This window comes from Paenibacillus sp. Y951 (assembly GCF_056786395.1).
On sequence record NZ_JBXCIY010000001.1, the window covers coordinates 50,874 to 71,227 of the forward strand.

The window sequence follows — 20,354 nt, forward strand, 5'->3', positions numbered from 1 at the left end:
GAATGAAGTGTGAGGTGACAGCGATGGAGCAAAACATACAAATAAAGCAGGTCACGATCTATCATAGTAACGATATTCATAGCAGACTTGAAAATAGCGCTAAAGTTGCAACAATTATTAATAATGGACGTAAACAATATGGCGAGGAAAACGTAATCGCAGTAGACATTGGCGATCATATGGATCGAGCAAGAACGGAAACAGAAGGTACCGATGGTTATATCCATCGTGAGCTACTGAATGAAACGCGTTATGATGTCATCACACTTGGAAACAATGAAGGTCTAACCTTTACTTCTGAACAGCTGAATGCCATTTATAGTGGCAATAATAGTTTTCAGGTGGTGTGTAGTAATTTTCATAGCTATAAGCATACAGATCCAAACTGGTTGTTACCTCACTATATTATGGAAAGAAACGGCATTAGAATTGGGTTTGTAGCAGCAACAGCTAATTATAATGAGTTTTATGAACATATGGGTTGGCGAACAGAAGAACCTTTGCAGGCTATTCAGGCTCAAGTTACGAATATTCGAAAGAATGTTGATATCATTGTATTATTATCACATTTGGGTATTAAAATAGATGAGATAATTGCCGAAAAATGTAATGATATCGATGTTATTTTGGGAGCACATACACATCATTTGTTAGACCCTCCTATTCGAATTAACAATACACTTGTATGTGCAGCAGGGAAATTCGGTACCCATGTCGGTAAGGTTACTATTCAATGCGATCCAATAACTAGGGAAATAACGGTTAACGGTGAATGTATTAATACTGCGTCATATGAGGAACAGGCTAGTATTACAACGATTATTTCACAATATGGTATGAAGGCTAAAGTCGCATTGCAGAGAACGATCTCGCTATTAGTAGAGCCACTACCTACTTCAATTGAACGGGAAAGCCCACTAAGTAATATGTTAGCCAGCGGTTTACGTAAATGGTGCGATGCTGAGATCGGTCTAGTCAATTCCGGACAGTTGCTGGATGGATTAGCTAGCGGTAAAGTAACCGCGGGCGAGATCCATCGTATATGTCCTTCCCCAATTAATCCATGCAAAATGACGTTGCAAGGCAAAGATATTAAAGAAGCGCTGGAGCAATCAGTACTTGAAGAATATATACAGTTACCGATTCGAGGATTTGGTTTTCGTGGAGAACGACTGGGTAATTTGGCAGTAGATGGCTTGGCGATTGTCGTTGATCGTAGCAATCCACCAATGGAGAAAATTATTTCAATCATTGTAAATGGTGCAGCACTAGAGCTAGAGCGGTATTATGAAGTTGGTACCATTGATATGTTTACATTTAATATAGGCTATAAAAGTCTTGCAAAATATAAAGATGTTACGTACTATTTACCAGAGTTCATTCGACATATCCTTGAGGTTGAATTACAAAACTCTGATAATATCATCCAAAGTCAATATTATCGATGGGACTACTCGGAGTAATTACTCGAAAGTACACTACCTCGATAAAAAAAGTTGTAGCTATTATGCGAATAAGGCTAAAATATAGTATAGTTTTATTATAGAAGGGATCGGAAGTATGCGTCTTCTCACAATTAAGCAATGTAAGCCAGGTATGCGTCTAGCAAAAAAAATATTTTCTGAGGACGGTATCGTACTCCTTGGCGAAGAGATGGAACTGACTGAAAGTTTAATATCTCGATTAGAGGCGTGTCAAGTACAATATGTATATATACAGGATCATCGTACCGGAGACATTGATCATGCGCCTTTAATAAGTGAAGATACATTCCGCATCGCAGTAAAAGAAATTCGTAAAAACTTTTCTGCCATGATGACTCCAGCATCAGCACATAAACCGATTAAACGCCCATTTATAGCTAAGCCGCTTAAAGAAATGATGGGTCTAATTATTGATGATTTATCTACGAATAAGGATGCTATGATTATGTTAATGAACATGGGCATCGTTGATCATTATTTATATCAGCACTCTTTAAATGTATGTGTATACACATCGGTGTTAGGAATGAGTCATGGTTATTCTCGTGATGAGGTAATTAATTTGGGCTTAGGTGCACTTCTACACGACATCGGAAAAACGCAAATTGCAATTGATATATTGAAGAAACCTGACTCGTTGAAGAAGGCAGAGTATGAAGAGATGAAGCTTCATACGACTAAAGGGTTTGAATTGTTGAAGGAAGAGCCGAACTTCTCACTGTCGATTGCTCATTGTGCATTTCAGCATCATGAACGTATGGATGGAAGTGGCTATCCGCGAGGCTTAGTAAATAATGAAATTATGGAGCATGCAAAATGGATTGGTATTGTTGATTCTTACGATGCGATGACAACAAGTCGTGTCTATAGTAGTCCGATGTTACCACATGATGCAATGGAACGTTTATATGCTGGTTCAGGAACATTATATGAACAGTGGATGCTTGCCCATTTCCGAGATAAAGTAGTTATTTATCCTATAGGAATTTCTGTGAAATTAAGCACTGGTGAAACTGGTATAGTTTCAAATTATAATTCTAGTTATCCTCATCGACCTATTGTTCGTGTGTTAACGAATGAAGCGGGAGAGGATTTGAATGCGCCATATGAAATCGATATGTCCACTAGCTTGAGTACGATGATTACAGCTGTCAATGAAGGCGAGATTACGATTAAACGATAATAAATGAATAGAAAAGTAAAAAGGTTAAGGTGCGATATCAATTATGAATCAATTATTAATACCAATGTCTCCGACAAACGATCCGTGGGAGGCTATACATTCGTTACAAAAACACGGTAGACATCGACTAACTAGTGTCGAGATGACTGTCACTAATTTATGCAATATGCGCTGTGAGCATTGCGCAGTTGGCGATACATTAGTGATGAAAGAACCTACGAAAATCCCATTAGAGCTTATGCTGAAACGCCTTGATGAAGTGAAGGAACTTCAGACGATTAGCATTACAGGTGGAGAGCCGACATTTAATCAGAAAACGGTTGATGAATATATTGTTCCGCTTCTTCAGTATGCGAGAAGTAGAGGTATCCGTTCGCAAATTAATTCCAATGTGACACTTCCATTTCAACGTTACGAAAAAATAGCTCAATACCTTGATGTAATGCATATTTCGTTCAATTACACGGAAGCAAAAGATTTTCATGAGGTTGGTTTTGCAAAAGCTGGTCATTCCGTGCCGCTAGCGGCAGCAACGAAGCTATACAACCAAATGATTGATAATGCGAAGCGTCTAAGTGATGCTGGAGTACTTGTCTCCGCTGAATCGATGATTAATTATCGAACGCATAAGAAAATTGATCGAATTCACGAGTTAATTATTGAGATGGGTTGTCAGCGTCATGAGGTACATCCGATGTATCCAAGCTCATTCGCCAAAGATTTGCCTGCTATTACGAAAGACGAGATGCGTGCAGCTATTGAGTTGTTGCTTCACAAAAGAGACCAATCGATTTGGATGCTTTTTGGAACTTTACCATTTTATCATTGCAGTAATATTGCTGAGGAACGCCAATTACTAACTCGGCTTACTCGTGAGCGCAATGTATCCGTTCGTAATGATCCAGATGGGCGTAATCGGCTGAATGTGAACCTATTCACGGGGGAAGTATTTGTAACAGACTTTTCTGATATTCCATCCTTCGGAAGTATTTACAGGGATCCTCTTGATCATATCTTTGATGAATGGCTAGAGCACCCTTTAGCTAAAAGTGTGAATTGTCACTGTCCTGTTGTTTCTTGTAGCGGTCCGAATTTACTAGTGAAAGATATGTATTACAAAGATGATAATTTCCTACTACGTAAAGCGATTGTTGATTAAATTGGTGAGGAAGTGATACTTTGTCAGTTCGTGCGATGCTATCCATTGCGGTTGCTCTCGGCTTGCTTTATTTATCGTTTACTGTAGGTGCGCCATTTCTGCTTGCGCTTATTGTTGCGATCTTTTTAGAGCCACTTAATAAGCTATTTGTTACTAAGCTGCGGTTGCCAAGATTAGTTGCGGCAATTATTTCATGCACATTATTTACTGTTGGATTAATTGGGCTAATGTTTCTAATAGGGCTTAAAGTATTAAATGAGGTAATTGGCTTTGTTGAGAAGCTTCCTCGTTATTTCTCGAATTTAAGTGGGATGACTAACGATTTATTGGCTCAACTAAGAAAAACCTATGAAAATTTACCACCAGAAGTCGTTGAATCACTTGAAAAATATACGACTTCGATTATTGAATGGCTTACAAAAACAGCGATGAGTTTATCTGGGAAATTAGGTTCAGCGCTTTCTGCACTGCCAAGTATGTTTATATTTTTCATCGTATTCATCGTTGCTGTATATATGTTAAGCTTCAGTCTTAATACATTGAAGCAATCTGTTATTTCGTTTTTCCATGAGGAGTCTCGTGATAAGGTAACAACTGTATTAGATAGCTTGAAAATATCGATTTTCGGATTTTTACGCTCTCAAATTATATTAAGCGCGATGACGTATATTCTATCGTTAGGAGGCTTATTGATTCTCGATATTAAATATCCGCTTGCGATAGCGCTGCTTATTATTATCGTTGATATTATGCCGATTCTTGGGACAGGATCTGTACTTGTACCTTGGGCAATATATAATTTGTTTATGGGAGATATTTTCACTGGAATTGGATTAGTATTGCTATTCGTAGTTATTACGGTGTTCAGACGTACTGTAGAACCGAAAATTCTTGGCGATGCTGTAGGGATCGGAGCATTATCTGTATTGATCAGCTTATATGTAGGGCTGGAACTTGTCGGTGTCATTGGAGTGTTCCTCGGACCGCTTGTTGTCATTATTTACTCTGCGTGCAAAAAGGCAGGAATTATTCCATCATCGATTAAATTGTAGCGCTATAGATGAATGGTGTTATATAACAGTTAATAGTAGGCGTATGAATGCTCTTTGAAAAAAGTTCATTCATACGCCTATTGTTTTTGTGAGATGACAAAAACATGTTATAGTGTATGTAGCAAAATGAGATAAAAGGAGTAATAAGATGTTCGAAATGCGAATGAAGGTTACAAGCCACTCACTTGTGCGGTCGCTATTGTTTGTTTTAATTATAGGGCTAGCTTTATTTGCTGCAGCACCTGTATATGCAGCGGAAGGAGAAGTCGATCCGAGAATATCAATAATGAATCCACTGATCGCTATTGTGCTATTTTGTATGATGAGTGCGGCAGTCCATCACATCTGGTTTCGTGACAGTAAGCTGGTAGAGAAAACGTTGGTCATGCGAAAAACGACAATAATTTGGACTAGTATTCTAATAGGATTAGTACTTCGGTTATGGCTTGCAGCAACAAATGGTGGCTATGTTAATGATCTTGCCTTATTTCACTATTGGGGAAATTACGCATATTCGGCTGGCATGCTTCAGTTCTATCACGGAGATTTCTTCGTCGATTACCCTCCTGGTTATATCTACATACTGTATGTTGTTGCATGGATTGGCGATCAATTGAATATCGTCTACGGTAGTGCAGCATTTCTTATATTGTATAAATTACCTGCTATTATCGCTGATATAATAGCCTCATTATTAATTTTTAGATTAGCTAATAAAAAGCTATCGATGCCGATATCATTGGGACTTATGCTTATATATTGGTTTAACCCTGTTGTTCTGATGGATGGTGCGGTATGGGGGCAAGTAGATTCGATATTTGCACTAATAATTATTATAAGCATTGCTTTCTTTATCGACAAAAAAATTGCTTTAGCTTCAGTTACATTTGCCATTGCTGCGCTTATTAAGCCACAGGCATTTATCTTTATGCCGATCGTTTTATTTGCTTTATGGTATGGACGAAGCTGGAAAAATGTAGCGATTAGTGCTGCTTATGGTTTTGGGACATTTTTATTGTTAGCTCTGCCTTTATTTATAAAGGGAGATGGGCTGATGCAATTAATCGAGCTATATAAAGGAACGCTATCTTCTTATGCCTACGGAAGTCTAAATGCCTTTAATCTCTATTCGCTGTTTGGTTATAATTGGGTAGCACTGGAAGAGAAGTTTATAGGTTTGCCACTGAAAGTGTGGGGTAATATAGGTATAGCTATTGCAGTACTATATGCTGGATGGATTGGACTGCGCAGTAAAGTGAAGTTTGAACAGCTTTACTTTATCGCAGCATCATTAATGGGCATTGTATTCATTCTCGTTACGAAAATGCATGAACGCTATATGTTTTCTATTATTATTTTACTTATTATGGCATTCATTCAGCGTCAGGATCGTCGATTACTTCATCTGATCTATGGGTTTACGATGACCAACACATTGAATCTTTATGATGTATTAGCATTCAGTGGGGAAACTACCTTTGTTCCAAATGATGGGGTAGCTATTCTCTGTGCTGTAGCTAATATTATATTAGTCATTTACATGCTTTATATTGGAAATGATCTATATATTCGGGGGCGAACATTGAAGATGAATGATCGTGATGCTCAAATGAGACTACAACATGCTGCAGAAATCGTGAATTTAGATATATTAGATAAACAAGATATACAGCCACCGCGTCGCTGGTACGATATCGGCATGAAGCGTAAAGACTGGATCATAGTCGCTATAGTAACGATCATCTATGGTATTGTTGCATTTATTAATCTTGGGGATATGAAGTCGCCCAAAACAGTATGGGAGCCAACGTTAGTTGCTGAGTCCATCATATTCGATCTAGGAGCTTCACAGCCGATCGAGCGAATTACAAGCTTTGGTGGAGTAGGTAGTGGGGAATATAGCTATTCATTTGCTAATGAGTTTGGTGAATGGTCTAATGAAGTTGTCGTTACACATGATCATGTAGCGGTATTTGCTTGGCATGAAGAAGATATTATGCAGGATGTGCGATATGTGAAGCTAACAGCCTCGCAACTAGGCTTCCGCTTACATGAGTTAGGTATATATGTTCAAGGCTCGGAGGAACCAGCCCCAGTAACTATTATCGAAAATTCGAATGAAACTTCATTCGCGACTCATTTAATCGATGAGCAACAGCTTGCACAATATCACCATACGTTTAAGCATGGTAGTTATTTCGATGAAGTGTATCATGCTCGTACTGCATACGAGAATATCGAAGGCATTAAAGCCTATGAAAGTACGCACCCGCCACTTGGGAAAATTCTTATTGCACTGGGCATTCAGCTATTTGGCTTTGGACCATTCGGATGGAGATTTATGGGGACATTGTTTGGTGTGCTAATGTTGCCGGTCATGTACTTTATGGCGAAGGCGATTTTACGTAAAACAGTATATGCTGCTGGAGCGATGATTTTGCTTGCTGTAGATTTTATGCATTTTACACAAACTCGAATCGCAACGATTGATGTATATGCCGTATTCTTTATTATGTTAATGTTCTTCTTTATGAATCAGTATGCCTCACTCAATTTTTATCGAGAACGGCTCCGTTATACATGGATACCACTAGGTCTTGCTGGGTTATGCTTTGGATTAGGTGTAGCATCCAAGTGGATTGTACTATATGGTGGTGCTGGTCTAGCTATAATGCTTGCTATCGTCTTATGGCGCAAATATCAGCAATACCGAGCAGCGAAGCTATTAATTGTTGAAGGGGAAAAGCTGAATGTTGAATATATCGATCAGCTTAAAATGATTCGACAGAAATTTGTGCCATACACACTATATACATTAGCGATTTGTCTCGTATTCTATATTGGAGTGCCAGCGCTTATCTATGCATTGTCCAATATTCCGATACTAACAGCACTACCATCAGGCTATACATGGCAAGCGTTAGTGGATTATCAGGTGAATATGTTCAATTATCATAGCAATTTAGTGTCTTCCCATCCATTCTCCTCTACGTGGTGGGAGTGGCCATTTATGAAGCGTCCAGTCTGGTATTATGTAGATAGTGAAGCTGCGACAGGATTACGTTCTACCATTGTAGCTTTAGGTAATCCACTTATTTGGTGGAGTGGTATATTTGCGATGCTTGCTACGATCTTTATTAGTATTCGCAAAAAAGAGTATATGGCCATGATGTTATTTATCGCATATGGTTCACAATATATTCCGTGGATGCTAGTGCCGCGGGAAACTTTCCTTTATCATTATTTTGCGATGGTACCATTTATTATCGTAAGTATTATGTATATTGCGAAATATATTGAGGAGAAAGATAGATGGGGGAAAATAGGCAGAAATGTATTTATCGCGATAGCGATCATCCTATTCATTCTGTTCTATCCTGCATTATCAGGTGCATTTGTTTCAGAGCAATTTGTTAATGAGTATTTGAGATGGTTCCCTTCTTGGTTATTCTAATTATTAAGTAACGATATGGATTGGAGATTAAGCATGTCTACTCGATCAGTTATGTACAGTGTCATTGTACCGATGTACAACGAAGAAGAAGTTATTACTACGACATTTGAACGACTTACGGAAGTAATGAAGCAAACGAAAGAAAGTTATGAACTAATCTTCGTTAATGATGGGAGTAAAGACGCTTCTGCTGCGATCATATCTGAACTAGCAACTATACATGACGAAGTTATACTGATCGATTTCTCGCGCAATTTTGGGCATCAAATTGCGATTACTGCTGGGATGGATTATGCGAATGGTCAGGCGATTATTATTATCGATGCTGACCTTCAAGATCCTCCTGAAGTGATGCTAATGATGATCGAGAAGTGGAAGCAAGGCTATGAGGTTGTCTATGGCAAGCGGATTAAGCGTAAAGGTGAAACTTGGTTCAAAAAAACGACGGCGAAGTTATTTTATCGCTTATTAAGAACGATGACTAATGTAGAAGTGCCAACGGATACAGGAGATTTCCGCTTAATCGATCGGAAGGTTTGTGATGTGCTAAAAGGCTTGAAGGAGAAAAATCGATTTGTACGCGGCTTAATTAGTTGGGTGGGATTCAAGCAGACAAGCGTTGAATTTATTCGAGAAGAGCGCTTTGCTGGTGTTACCAAATATCCATTGAAACGAATGATTAGCTTTGCATTGGATGCGATTACGTCGTTCTCGTACAAGCCTTTACGTATTGCTACTTATGTCGGATTCGCAATATCGTTTTTCAGTTTTATTTATTTGCTTGTTGTTGTTTACCAACGTATATTTACCGATTCAACAGAAGCGGGCTGGGCGAGTATTATCGTGCTTAATTTACTATTCAATGGGATTATTCTTATTTTGCTAGGTGTCATCGGAGAATATATCGGACGTATATATGATGAGTCCAAAAATCGTCCATTGTATATCGTGCGAGAAGTGGTATCCCAAGAGAATACAACTCTAACGACTGTAAATCATTATATGGAAAAACGTGAGCAAGATGAATGATCAAGAACAAGCAATAGTAAGAGCGCCGGATATGTCTGCTAAGTCAAATCGTCGAAAATCAGTGAAGCAGTTCATTTTATTCGCAATCGTTGGCATTAGCAACACAGTCGTAGATTTTATTATGTTTTGGCTACTTATTCAGTTATCGGTTCATTACCTTATTGCTAATATTGTCGCTTATAGTATTGGGATGCTGAATAGCTATATTTGGAATAATGCCATTACATTTCGAAGCAACGATCTTCATCGTGACATCATTGCCGTTAAGCGAATGATTAGGTTTATCATTTGGAATGGATGTATGCTGTTGGTGTCGAGTATGCTTATCTATACTATTATCGAGCTTGCACAATGGCATGCCCTTGTAAGCAAATTAGCGGTTACGGTAGTTGTTCTTATGATTCAATTTATCGGTAGTAAGAAATGGGTATTCAGGGATCGCCGCGAAAACTAATTGGAGAGCGCTCCGAGAACCAATCGATGTTCCAATCGGAGTCCGCTATAAGAACCAATCGCTGTTCCGAACGCCTATTTTTCTAACATAGGTCACCAACCTTTAGGTACTTACATATGATATGTTGACTGTATCCCTTGACCTTGGTATTACACAAAACCCTGGCAAGGAGGGGTGAAACACATTGAAGCAAAACGACCACAAAAGCAAATTTTTACTAACGAATCGCGAGCGAGAAGTATTCGAATTACTTGTTCAAGATAAAACAACTAGAGATATCGCTCAGCAGCTTTTCATTAGTGAAAAAACCGTGAGGAATCACATCTCCAATGTCATGCAGAAATTGAACGTAAAAGGTCGTTCGCAAGCAGTTGTTGAGTTAATTAAGATGGGAGAACTTCAGATATAGTCATGAAGCAATCACATACTCTATATGGCTCAAATGATATGCAATGTGAAGGAGCAGATGGAAAGGCAGTATGAGGTTATTATGAAAATAATAACAACTTACTGTCTATTTTTTGTAGAGTTAGAGTGAAATTCCTTCTGAAATATTTTCCGCTGGAAACAGTCAATTCTCCTATAACTTTTAATGTGAAAATAATGTTTTTAATGAATTTTTTTGTAAAAACACCTGTTGACATATTTCTGTGTTAAAATAAGATGGCATTTGGAATGTTATTCTAGTTTTATATATGGAATTTAGGAGAGTAGTTATGCAACGAAACGTTTGGTATATGGCAATTAGCACGATAGTGTTACTCGTTATTATTAATAATTGTGTATATTTTTTTATAACTAGAAACATGCTCGTGGATCAGCTAGATAAGGAATTGCAAGTTCTAGGTAAGCAGATTGAAAGTTCAGTTGAACAGACACGAATGGGATCGCAAATGTTCGAGGATCAGATTGGAAGAGAGTTAAGAAGTGCATCGATTGCTGCGAAATATGCTTTGAATAGTGATGTTGAACAAGTATCCAACGGACGGCTTACGGAGCTGGCGAAGGAACTGGATATTGAGCATATTACTTTACTTCAAAAGCAAGATAATAAAGATATAGTATTATATCGCTCCTCTGATCCAACGCAATTGATGAAGAGTACGCGTGAATGGGAGCCATGGTTTAGGATTTTTCAAGAGCTATATGAGATGAAGGGGATTAGTCATGAGTGGGTAGGAATGACACTACCATCCTTCTGGTCAGGTCCTTATGAGGTTGCTTCCACAGACTATGAAAAAATATACAAATGGGGATATTTCTATGATGGTACGACGAACTATATGATTGATCCTTATGTTGATTATGAAGCACTTGCAAAATATAATCAGGAAACAGGATTAGATCGTTTGTTTGAAAATTTAAAAGCAGCCAATAATTCCATCTTAGAAATAAATATTGTTAACCCTGACACATTCCCCAATGATAGTGTAACAGTAAATAAAGATGGTTCTATTCGCGAGCATGTTGTACAGCGACCGGTGCTGTATGGAAGCTATCAATATGAATCCAGTTATGATGAACAAGATGTGAAAAAAGCATATTTAGACTCGGAAAATGTAAGTCGAGAAGAAAAATTAGGTAATAGTCATACCTATAAGATGTTCATCCCTGTTCAAGCAACTAATGATAAAATAGCAATTGTGGATGAAGACGGTGATCAAATGAGGGGATATGTGCTTGTTATCATCTCAGATTACAGTCTTATTCAAGATCAACTTCGTGCAAGCATTGTCCGTGTAGCATTAATAACAATTATAGTTACTGCTATTATGCTTCCTATTGTTATGACAGTGATGAGATATTTCCGCAGATTACGTGACCAGGCTGTACAGGTTGCTCAAGATACATATATAGAAGAAATTAATGCTTTATTCCAATCGATACGATCTCAACGGCATGATTTCATTAATCAAGTTCAGACGATTCATTCATTAACAAAAATGAAAATGTATGATGAGCTAGAAAAATTTACAGAGGCTATTGCCGGGGAAATACATTATGTTAATGATTTTATTAATATAGGTAATCCAACGGTTGCTGCCCTCGTCAGATCGAAAATATCACAGGCAGAAGGATACAAAATCGATTTTGTACGTGATGTGAAAGGTGTCAATTTGCATGCTATGGCAGGGAAAACGTTAGATATTAATCGAATTCTAGGGAATCTGATCGATAATGCATTTGATGAAGTACTTAAGCATCATGAACAGTATCGTAAAGTAATTTTGTATGGTCGTGAGCAGGATGGTATGTTATATTTGAAAGTGACAAATTATTGCGCTGACGCCAATGAGACCCTCAAAAGTCCGCTATTCGCAACGGGGTTTACCTCCAAAGGTGGCGAGCATCAAGGTCTTGGATTATCTATTGTATCTAATCTGATTAAGCAATATAAGGGTGAGTTAGAAGTTTTCGCAATTGATGAACATTATATTGAATTTTTGGTTAAAATCCCTGTTTAGTATGTACTTATTTTATAGCTATACATGAGCTGAACGATGCTAATGTATAGCTTTTTATTTTGTGTATATGGATAAAATAGTTTGATTGGACGCTCGATTTATAAGTGGAATAGAAAAGAATAAGGAAATGATTATAGTTTGAACGGTTTTTTTGATATAATAGATAGAATGGACAGATTGAAGTAGAAAGCAGGTGAAGTAAGAAATATGCAAATGTATAATCGATTGCTTACAGCATTTGAACAACTTAGTAGTGAAGGGACATATTCCAATGTATTGAAGCGGGGCTGGAAGCTTTATCAGGACCAATTCGTACAAAAAGTCAATGTATATGGATCTACTATGATTAATGGCATTGTGAAAGACACAGAACTTCACGCTGTAGTTATCGATTCTGATCATATTCGTTATAGTAGCTGTACATGTCAACAGACTGTGTATTGTGAGCATATGGCGGCATTACTATTTCAATATTATAAAACGTTGGAAAACGGAAAAGTTCTTGCGGAGCAGGCGTATTTCCAATTATTAGGTCTAGTACGTGCATCTTCGATCCCATCTGTTACAACTAACTCTCCATTGGAGCAGAATAATGAGGGACAGATTAGCTCACAGATCGACCCGGAAGAAGTTATTCAAAAAATGATGCAACTATTTGGTGATGATTGGAAGAAGTGTAAACATTCTTTTCATCCCCTTTCAAATACTTTAACATCGATCAAAGGTATGGCTAAATCAAGTCAGCCTAATATTCAACGATTACATTGGTGCGCTTCCATATTATTCGTGCTATCACTAGGCGAAAGAGCGTTGCAAGCGGTAGATAGCTTCAGTCGATATTATCATGAAATGACATTCAAACGACTGGCAGAACCATGGAGTAATCAATTGTATGAGCTACTTGGCCTAGTCCAAGGTGATGCATTACAGCCTTATGAACGACAATGGATTAAGTCAATGATGAGCTTTACATTTGAAAAGGCAACGACGTTGGAAAAACCGATGTTTGAATGGGATTACGCGTACTACAGACTAATTAGTTTTCTTGCTTCAGACGATGAACAAAATGATGAACTTTTTCAAAAACTTGAAAATCTTGCTCGAGTAGAAACACATGAATTTGTTACTTCATTTTTATATGGTTCTATTGCGGTACTTAATCTCGGTAAAAAGAATGATGAACGTGCAATTGAATATTTGGAAAAATGTCAATTTGACCGTGTGCAACGGATTATGTATCCGATTGTCGAAGCTAGAATGAGTAATGGTCAGTGGGAGCAAGTCGAGTTATGGATGGATTTTTTGAATGATCATTTTGTGCAAACGCAGCAAGTTCGTTCGATAGGTCCGTTTTTACAATTATGTCGTAAAGGCAGTCAACTGCAATCAAGTAACTCGAAATGGATGAAATATATGCTGGAATTTCTTCCGCATTCATATGCTGCGCTTTCTGAGCATTATATAAATGAGCAGCGTTATAAGGATTGGGCAGATTTACAAATCTATATGGGGCGCAAACCAGAGGATTTTAAGGCCAATGAATTACAAGTTATTGAAAAGCATGCGCCGTCAGCATTATTACCGATGTATCATCAAGCGATAGAAATATCCATTCATAGTCGTAATCGACAGGGCTATAGAACAGCTGCTAAGCATATTAAGAAGCTCCATAGCTTATACGAGCAGCTTGAGAAGCCTCATGTATGGAAAAGCTACTTCGATCTGATGCAAAGTCGTTATAATCGATTACGAGCATTTCAGGAAGAGCTTCTGAAAGGAAAGTTATTGTAATGAAAATGAGTTTCGGCATACAGCCTTTGGCTTTAGATGGAATATGGGGTAAGCGAGAAGAGAACTATGAGATTGTTTTACGTGTCGATGGCTGGAAAGAAACAACCTTCGGTCAATTACGCAGCTATATATTTGGTTGGCATACCCCTTCATGGTATGGTACAGAGATTGAAGAAAGTAAATTAAATGGCAGGAGCATTCTAATATTAACGCCGAAGCAGGCATTAGAGTTTTTGGCAGCACCTGCACCATTGTCGTTACTTAAAATACAATATTCAGAACGTCTATTGTTACTGCAGCAATTAGCACAGTTTTATTTGAAATGTTTAGAAAATGGACAATTTGAGCCGGAACCTGCAAATTGGAATGCTAACGCAACAGCATGGAGACCGATCCAAAATGCGGACTCGATTGAGCAATGGGATACTTGGTGGGAACAAGCGGGGCAATATGGTTTTGATGGAATCGGGCATTGGTTCAGTCATATCGTGAATGATATTATCGAGAATGAACCGACGGTTAGTCGTAGCTGGAATGCACTTTTGGATAATACCGGCTATTCATTACTTATGAATAAAGTTGTAGATGAAGAAGAATGGTTAACGACAATTGGTTTCAAGGAAGATATTTTACCTTATAAACTTGCGATTGCGCTTCATGAGCCGACAGATCGTTCAAAAACATGGTTTTTGCGTACATCGATTTACAATGTGAAAGATGAGCAATGGTATCAATTGAATTTTGATGATGCGATCGGGCAATGGTGCATGATTAATGGTGATGGCATTGTTTTTCCAATTGATGAGCCATGGCATGACACAATACATGAGAAGCTACAGCGGGAACGTTTACGTTATCAAGGAGTAATCGAAAATACACTATTAAGTGATGAATATGATGTGTTGCAGCATCCGTTAACAGAGGATGAGGCATGGAATTTTCTAGAGTATGAAAGTGTCACGTTATTATCTTCAGGCTGCAAAGTTATATTGCCTGCTTGGTGGGAAAGTGTGAAAAGCCGTAAGCTGAAGGTAAAGGGGAAAGTAAAGTCCTCGCTAGGGTCAGCTGCTGAACCGATGTTCGGATTAGAGCAAATTGTGCAGTTTGATTGGAAATTTGCAATTGGCGACAAAGAAATAAGTGAAGATGAATTTTTGAGTATTGCGGCTAGCAATCGTAAATTAGTTCAGCTCGGAGATCAATGGGTATATTTGAGTGCAGAAGATGTAGCTCAAGTTAAAAAATGGTTGAAAAACGTTCATCGCAAAAAAGGTCTTACATTTAGCGATGTTCTGCAAATGCACTTACGAGGTGAACATGCCGATTGGATCGATGAAGAGCTTGATTATGATTTGGACACCGAGATAGAATTGAATGATCATTTGACAAAATGGTTAGTGCAATTACAAAATATTCAAGATATTCCATTAATCGAATGCCCTTCAACGTTTCTCGGAGAATTACGTCCCTATCAGCAGCAAGGTGCATCATGGCTTATTTTCTTGCGTCAATTCGGACTAGGAGCAGTGCTGGCCGATGATATGGGTCTCGGAAAAACGATTCAATATATGGCATACTTATCCTATGTAAAAACTCATCAATTGCGTAAAGGTGAAGCGCCGTCACTACTCATATGTCCAACTTCGGTAATCGGAAACTGGGAAAGAGAGTTAAAACGCTTTGTACCAAGTTTAAAGGTTGTGCTTCATTATGGTACAAAACGACCTCGAGATACTCAATTTGAACAATCGATCAAAGATGCTGATCTTGTGATTACATCTTATGCCTTGGCACAAATTGATGCAGAGGATCTTCAATCGTATGTGTGGGATTCACTTTGCTTAGATGAGGCGCAAAATATTAAAAATGCCTATACGAAACAAGCGGGAGCTATTCGTAAGCTTCAAGCGCTACAACGTATTGCGTTAACTGGTACACCGATGGAGAATAGATTAACTGAACTATGGTCAATCTATGATTTTATTAATCCTGGTTACTTGGGTAGCTTATTTCAATTCCGTAAATCGATGATCGCCCCAATTGAGCGTGAGAAGGATGAGAAACGTATTGCAGGCTTGCAACGCTGGGTGAAGCCATTTATGCTTCGTCGGGTGAAGAAGGACCCTACAATCTCGCTATCGCTGCCAGAAAAACAAGAAGCGAAAAGTTTTATGCCACTTACGACAGAGCAAGTATCGCTTTATGAAGGTATTGTGAGTGAATTGCTTGAAAAGCTGCAAACAGAAACACCGATGCAGCGTCGAGGCTTAATTCTAGGATCATTAACGAAGCTAAAACAGCTTTGTGATCATCCTGCGTTATTACTACATCAAGAGACGAAGAAACAGTGGGAAATTACACGTTCAAGTAAGCTTGAACGACTAGTCGAGCTTGTTGATGAAATTGCGGAGCTCGGTGAACGCTGTCTTATTTTCACGCAATATATTGAAATGGGCTCACAAATTCAACGTATTTTGGAGCAGCGCTATGAGATCAAAGTTCCTTATTTGCATGGTGGAGTACCTAAGCAAAAGCGCGATGAAATGATTGAAGCATTTCAGGATGAAGCGATTCCTCATGTAGCTTTCGTATTATCCTTAAAGGCTGGTGGTACTGGCTTGAACCTAACTGCCGCTAATCATGTTATTCATTTCGATCGTTGGTGGAATCCTGCCGTGGAAAATCAAGCGACAGATCGTGCATTCCGGATTGGACAGACAAGACAGGTTCAAGTACACAAATTTATAACCATAGGTACATTAGAAGAGAAAATAGATGAGATGATTGATGGAAAACAACAATTGAATGATCAAATCGTACGTCAATCAGATCAATGGATAACAGAGTTGAATACAGATGATTTGAAGGAATTGTTTACGCTGCGAGACTCTTGGCTTAAGGAGTGATCAGAATGAATAACAATAATGTGGGGATATCTGAAATAATGCCTCATAAAGAACAACAAATTTCTAGCGATGAGCTGTTAACGGTATCAGAATCAACAGAAACGAAGGAACAGCAAAAAGAGGAGAGTGTAGCGGAAGCTACATCTCCTTCAACTGCAAATTCTAACTGGAAAGCACTGTATCGCGATATAGCTGCTTATGCGAATAACTTAAGAAAGTCGAATGAGTAATCGTCTGCCTACTCATATTAGCGCATAAAATGATCGTACGTAATATCATGTAATATATAGGCAAGAAAGAAAATAACGGATGGATTTTCATAATGATGCTGAATATGCGTTAATTGTTGCTCGTACTTGCTGACATAATGGGGATTATTACGCATTTCAAGATTGCTTTTAATAAGTGCGTCAAGTTTATCAGCGATATCTACTAGCATCCCCTCATAGCTGTCGTCTTTGGCATGTACGAGAAAGTCCATCATATCTTCTTGCATGAACGCTGGTAAATTACTAACCATATCTCGGGCAACTTGCTGTTCATAATTGATAAAAGCTTGCTTTATTTCGATTGATGATCGTTTGATCGGTGAGGCAACATCTCCGCTAACTCCTTCAACAACATCATGCATAATAGATTTCCCGAGTATCGCATACATATTGATTTGTTCTTGATTGTATTTTTCCTTTTCGAGATGAGCGTTGAATAAACATAAGGCGGCGACTCGGAAAGAATGTGTAGCATCATTGTCTGGGATAAGATTAAAGCTTCCTCCCCAACGATCAATAAGATCTAGATTAAGAATATAATCGAGAAATTGAGCAATACCTTGATCTTGCTCTAACGCTAGTAGTAACCATCGAATCGATTCGAATTCGCTATTCATTAATGAATTCCGTAATTGTTCAAATTTTTCGGTGAAATAGCTTTGATGCTGTAAGTTGCTTTCGCGCTTGCAGAACAGCATTGCGTCGAAAGAATCGATCGCTTTCACGAGCTTACCTGTATAACTATCATCTTCGGCGTGCACGATATACTCAGTGAAACTCGGCTGAAGTGACTTAGACAGATAGGCAACGAGTTCTTTATTTACTTCATATTCTAATTTTTGTATATGAGGTGAAAGCGTCTGTTCTTTTTTGGTGACATATTTAATTGAGCCTGTTACCGTTTCGTTCAGATCATGCAGCAATGCTTTGCCAATTAATTCTGAGGGCAAAATTGGCTTATGATATAAGCGGCATTCTATAATACTAATTAATACAGCAATTGCTCCACAGCGAAAGCTATGACTAGCAGCATTATCTTTGTATCTTGGAGAAAACTCTTGCCAGCGAGAGACATACTGCATCTGAAAAATCGCCTTGACATAATGACTATTATTCATCATTTCACCCCATCAGCTTGACTATCGAAAGCTTGCTTTTTGAACTTGCATTGTATGTTATTATAACCTTTATTACCAGAAACAACTACATATTGGAAAGCAAGTAACCACAATTCCGTTTACAAAAAATTAATAATTGTATATATAGCCAAAGTAACTAGACAAAGGTACGATGGTAGTACTATTTACTCAAGGAGAGGGAACTATGTTAAGTTTTCGCGCAAGACTAACTATTATTATCATTTCAATGGTCGCACTATCCGTAGTTGCTTCTGGATTATTAATGCTGAAAACATTTAAAGAAAATCACATTCAAGTATTAGAAGAAACATTAGAACGAGAGATGCGACTTATTGCCGCACAGATGGATTGGGTAGCGGGTAATGATGACGACGTAATAGACTATTACACCGATCAAGCTGTGATGCTTCAAGAACTTATGGATTCACGCGTTACATTTATTACAGCAGAAGGTACAGTACTAGGAGATTCAAGTTTTCGCGCGTCTGAAATGGACAATCATCGAAATCGTGAAGAAATTATCGGGGCATTGGAAACGGGCATAGGCAAAAGTATACGTCCAAGTGAAACCCTTAACAAAAACATGCTTTATGTAGCGATCCCGGTAACAAGTAACACGAATGATAATACGTATGTTATTCGACTTGCGATGAGTCTTGATGAAGTTGAGCAGTCGATTAGTAGCTTAACGATGGTCCTTATTGTTGGTCTAATTATTTTATTCGTTATTGCGGCGTTAACAAGTTATCGAATAGCGCTTAGCTTAACAAAGCCATTAGAGAAAATTACACAAGTTGCGAAGCGTATTAAAAATATGGATTATCGTGCACGTGTGGAAGGAAATAAGCAGGATGAAATCGGCGAACTAGGTAATGCGATTAATGCGATGGCGGATAGTCTGCAAATTCAGATGGCTAGAATTCGTCAAAATGAGAATCATCTTCAAAGTGTCCTCTCTAATATGATCAATGGTGTAGTTATGATGGATGCCAATGGTTCCATACTTATTATGAATGAACGAGCTGAAAATATTCTCGGTGTCTCCGCTCGTAAATTAATTGGCAAACCGTATAGTGACATTAAGCAGCAATATGAGCTTTCACAATTAATTGTGGAAGGATTTGATACGAAGGGATTTATTCATGAAGAAATTACGTTTTACTATCCAGAGGAACGATTGTTAGAGCTTAATCTTGTACCGATCTATCAAGGAAATAGTTCGGATTTCGGTGGTATATTACTCGTCCTGCAGGATGTATCGGCGATAAGACGTCTTGAACGTATGCGCAGCGAATTTGTTGCTAATGTATCGCATGAATTGAAAACACCAATCGCAGCAGTGAAGGGATTTGCTGAAACATTGCTTGGTGGAGTTGTGAAAGATGAAGAAACGACACGATCTTTCTTACAAATTATTTATGATGAGAGTGAACGATTGAATCGACTAATCGGTGATATTTTAGAACTATCTAAAATTGAGTCAAGACGTGCGCCATTAATGCTAACGCCAGTTGATATTAATGAATTTATGCTAAATACGATTGCTATTCTTGAAGTAAGTGCAATGCGTAAAAACATCCATATTGACATGACTTCACCAGAAGAATTTTATATGGAAGCAGACGAAGATCGCCTTCGCCAGATTTTGGTTAATTTATTAAGCAATGCTATTAATTACTCGCCTGAAGGTGGTACGATTACGATCGACATATCCGAAACGGAAGCAGAAAATATTCTGATATCAATTTCTGATACGGGAATTGGTATTCCTGAGAAAGACCTTCCACGTATTTTCGAACGATTCTATCGAGTAGATAAAGCTCGCTCGCGTATTTCCGGTGGTACAGGTCTTGGATTATCAATCGTGAAGCATCTCGTTGAATTGCATAAAGGAACGATATCGGTAAGCAGTACTGTTGGGGTGGGTACTAAATTCACAATTGAACTTCCAACTATCCAGTAGGGGAAG

At 38.2% G+C, this 20,354-nt stretch carries 14 protein-coding genes; 13 read left to right on the forward strand and 1 reads right to left on the reverse strand.

Going from position 1 to position 20,354, the window contains the following annotated elements; genetic code table 11:
• The first annotated feature begins 2 nt into the window (after positions 1–2).
• The 12 genes from AC1TPB_RS00270 (at position 3) to AC1TPB_RS00325 (ending at position 17,207) form a co-directional block, all read left to right on the forward strand.
• Positions 3–1,463, forward strand: a complete 1,461-nt coding sequence (locus AC1TPB_RS00270) for a bifunctional metallophosphatase/5'-nucleotidase (RefSeq protein ID WP_482074665.1) — start codon at positions 3–5, stop codon at positions 1,461–1,463.
• Positions 1,464–1,560: 97 nt separating this feature from the next.
• Complete coding sequence (locus AC1TPB_RS00275) at positions 1,561–2,667, forward strand: HD-GYP domain-containing protein (RefSeq protein WP_482074666.1); 1,107 nt, start codon at positions 1,561–1,563, stop codon at positions 2,665–2,667.
• A 43-nt stretch (positions 2,668–2,710) separates the two neighbouring features.
• Positions 2,711–3,826: a radical SAM/CxCxxxxC motif protein YfkAB gene (gene yfkAB, locus AC1TPB_RS00280; protein WP_482074667.1), complete on the forward strand. Its 1,116-nt coding sequence runs from the start codon at positions 2,711–2,713 to the stop codon at positions 3,824–3,826.
• Positions 3,827–3,846: 20 nt separating this feature from the next.
• Positions 3,847–4,878, forward strand: coding sequence for a sporulation integral membrane protein YtvI (gene ytvI, locus AC1TPB_RS00285; protein ID WP_482074668.1), 1,032 nt, complete (start codon positions 3,847–3,849; stop codon positions 4,876–4,878).
• 148 nt (positions 4,879–5,026) lie between these two features.
• Entirely contained in the window at positions 5,027–8,332 is a 3,306-nt protein-coding gene (locus AC1TPB_RS00290) for a phospholipid carrier-dependent glycosyltransferase (protein ID WP_482074669.1), read from the forward strand.
• 33 nt (positions 8,333–8,365) lie between these two features.
• The gene (locus tag AC1TPB_RS00295) at positions 8,366–9,361 is read left to right on the forward strand and encodes a glycosyltransferase family 2 protein (protein WP_482074670.1); all 996 of its coding nucleotides are present in this window, start codon (positions 8,366–8,368) and stop codon (positions 9,359–9,361) included.
• On the forward strand, positions 9,354–9,815 hold the full coding sequence (locus tag AC1TPB_RS00300) for a GtrA family protein (protein ID WP_482074671.1): 462 nt from the start codon (positions 9,354–9,356) through the stop codon (positions 9,813–9,815). The genes AC1TPB_RS00295 and AC1TPB_RS00300 overlap by 8 nt, the downstream gene beginning before the upstream one ends.
• Positions 9,816–9,999: 184 nt before the next feature.
• Positions 10,000–10,224, forward strand: coding sequence for a helix-turn-helix domain-containing protein (locus AC1TPB_RS00305; RefSeq protein WP_258201984.1), 225 nt, complete (start codon positions 10,000–10,002; stop codon positions 10,222–10,224).
• Positions 10,225–10,531: 307 nt separating this feature from the next.
• Positions 10,532–12,280, forward strand: coding sequence for a sensor histidine kinase (locus AC1TPB_RS00310; RefSeq protein ID WP_482074672.1), 1,749 nt, complete (start codon positions 10,532–10,534; stop codon positions 12,278–12,280).
• A 207-nt stretch (positions 12,281–12,487) separates the two neighbouring features.
• Positions 12,488–14,071 (forward strand): SWIM zinc finger family protein, encoded by a 1,584-nt coding sequence (locus AC1TPB_RS00315; RefSeq protein ID WP_482074673.1) that lies wholly within the window; start codon positions 12,488–12,490, stop codon positions 14,069–14,071.
• A complete protein-coding gene (locus AC1TPB_RS00320; RefSeq protein ID WP_482074674.1) occupies positions 14,071–16,977 on the forward strand; it encodes a DEAD/DEAH box helicase in 2,907 nt (968 codons plus the stop codon). The genes AC1TPB_RS00315 and AC1TPB_RS00320 overlap by 1 nt, the downstream gene beginning before the upstream one ends.
• Before the next feature lie 5 nt (positions 16,978–16,982).
• Positions 16,983–17,207, forward strand: coding sequence for a hypothetical protein (locus AC1TPB_RS00325; protein ID WP_482074675.1), 225 nt, complete (start codon positions 16,983–16,985; stop codon positions 17,205–17,207).
• A gap of 17 nt (positions 17,208–17,224) precedes the next feature.
• Here the strand turns inward: AC1TPB_RS00325 and AC1TPB_RS00330 are convergent, their stop codons facing one another.
• On the reverse strand, positions 17,225–18,367 hold the full coding sequence (locus AC1TPB_RS00330; RefSeq protein ID WP_482063170.1) for a YfbR-like 5'-deoxynucleotidase: 1,143 nt from the start codon (positions 18,365–18,367) through the stop codon (positions 17,225–17,227).
• A gap of 202 nt (positions 18,368–18,569) precedes the next feature.
• Here AC1TPB_RS00330 and pnpS point away from each other — a divergent pair, with 202 nt between their 5' ends.
• Positions 18,570–20,348 carry a two-component system histidine kinase PnpS gene (pnpS, locus tag AC1TPB_RS00335; protein WP_482074676.1) on the forward strand — a complete coding sequence of 593 codons (1,779 nt, stop codon included), beginning with the start codon at positions 18,570–18,572 and terminating at the stop codon, positions 20,346–20,348.
• Positions 20,349–20,354 lie beyond the last annotated feature (6 nt).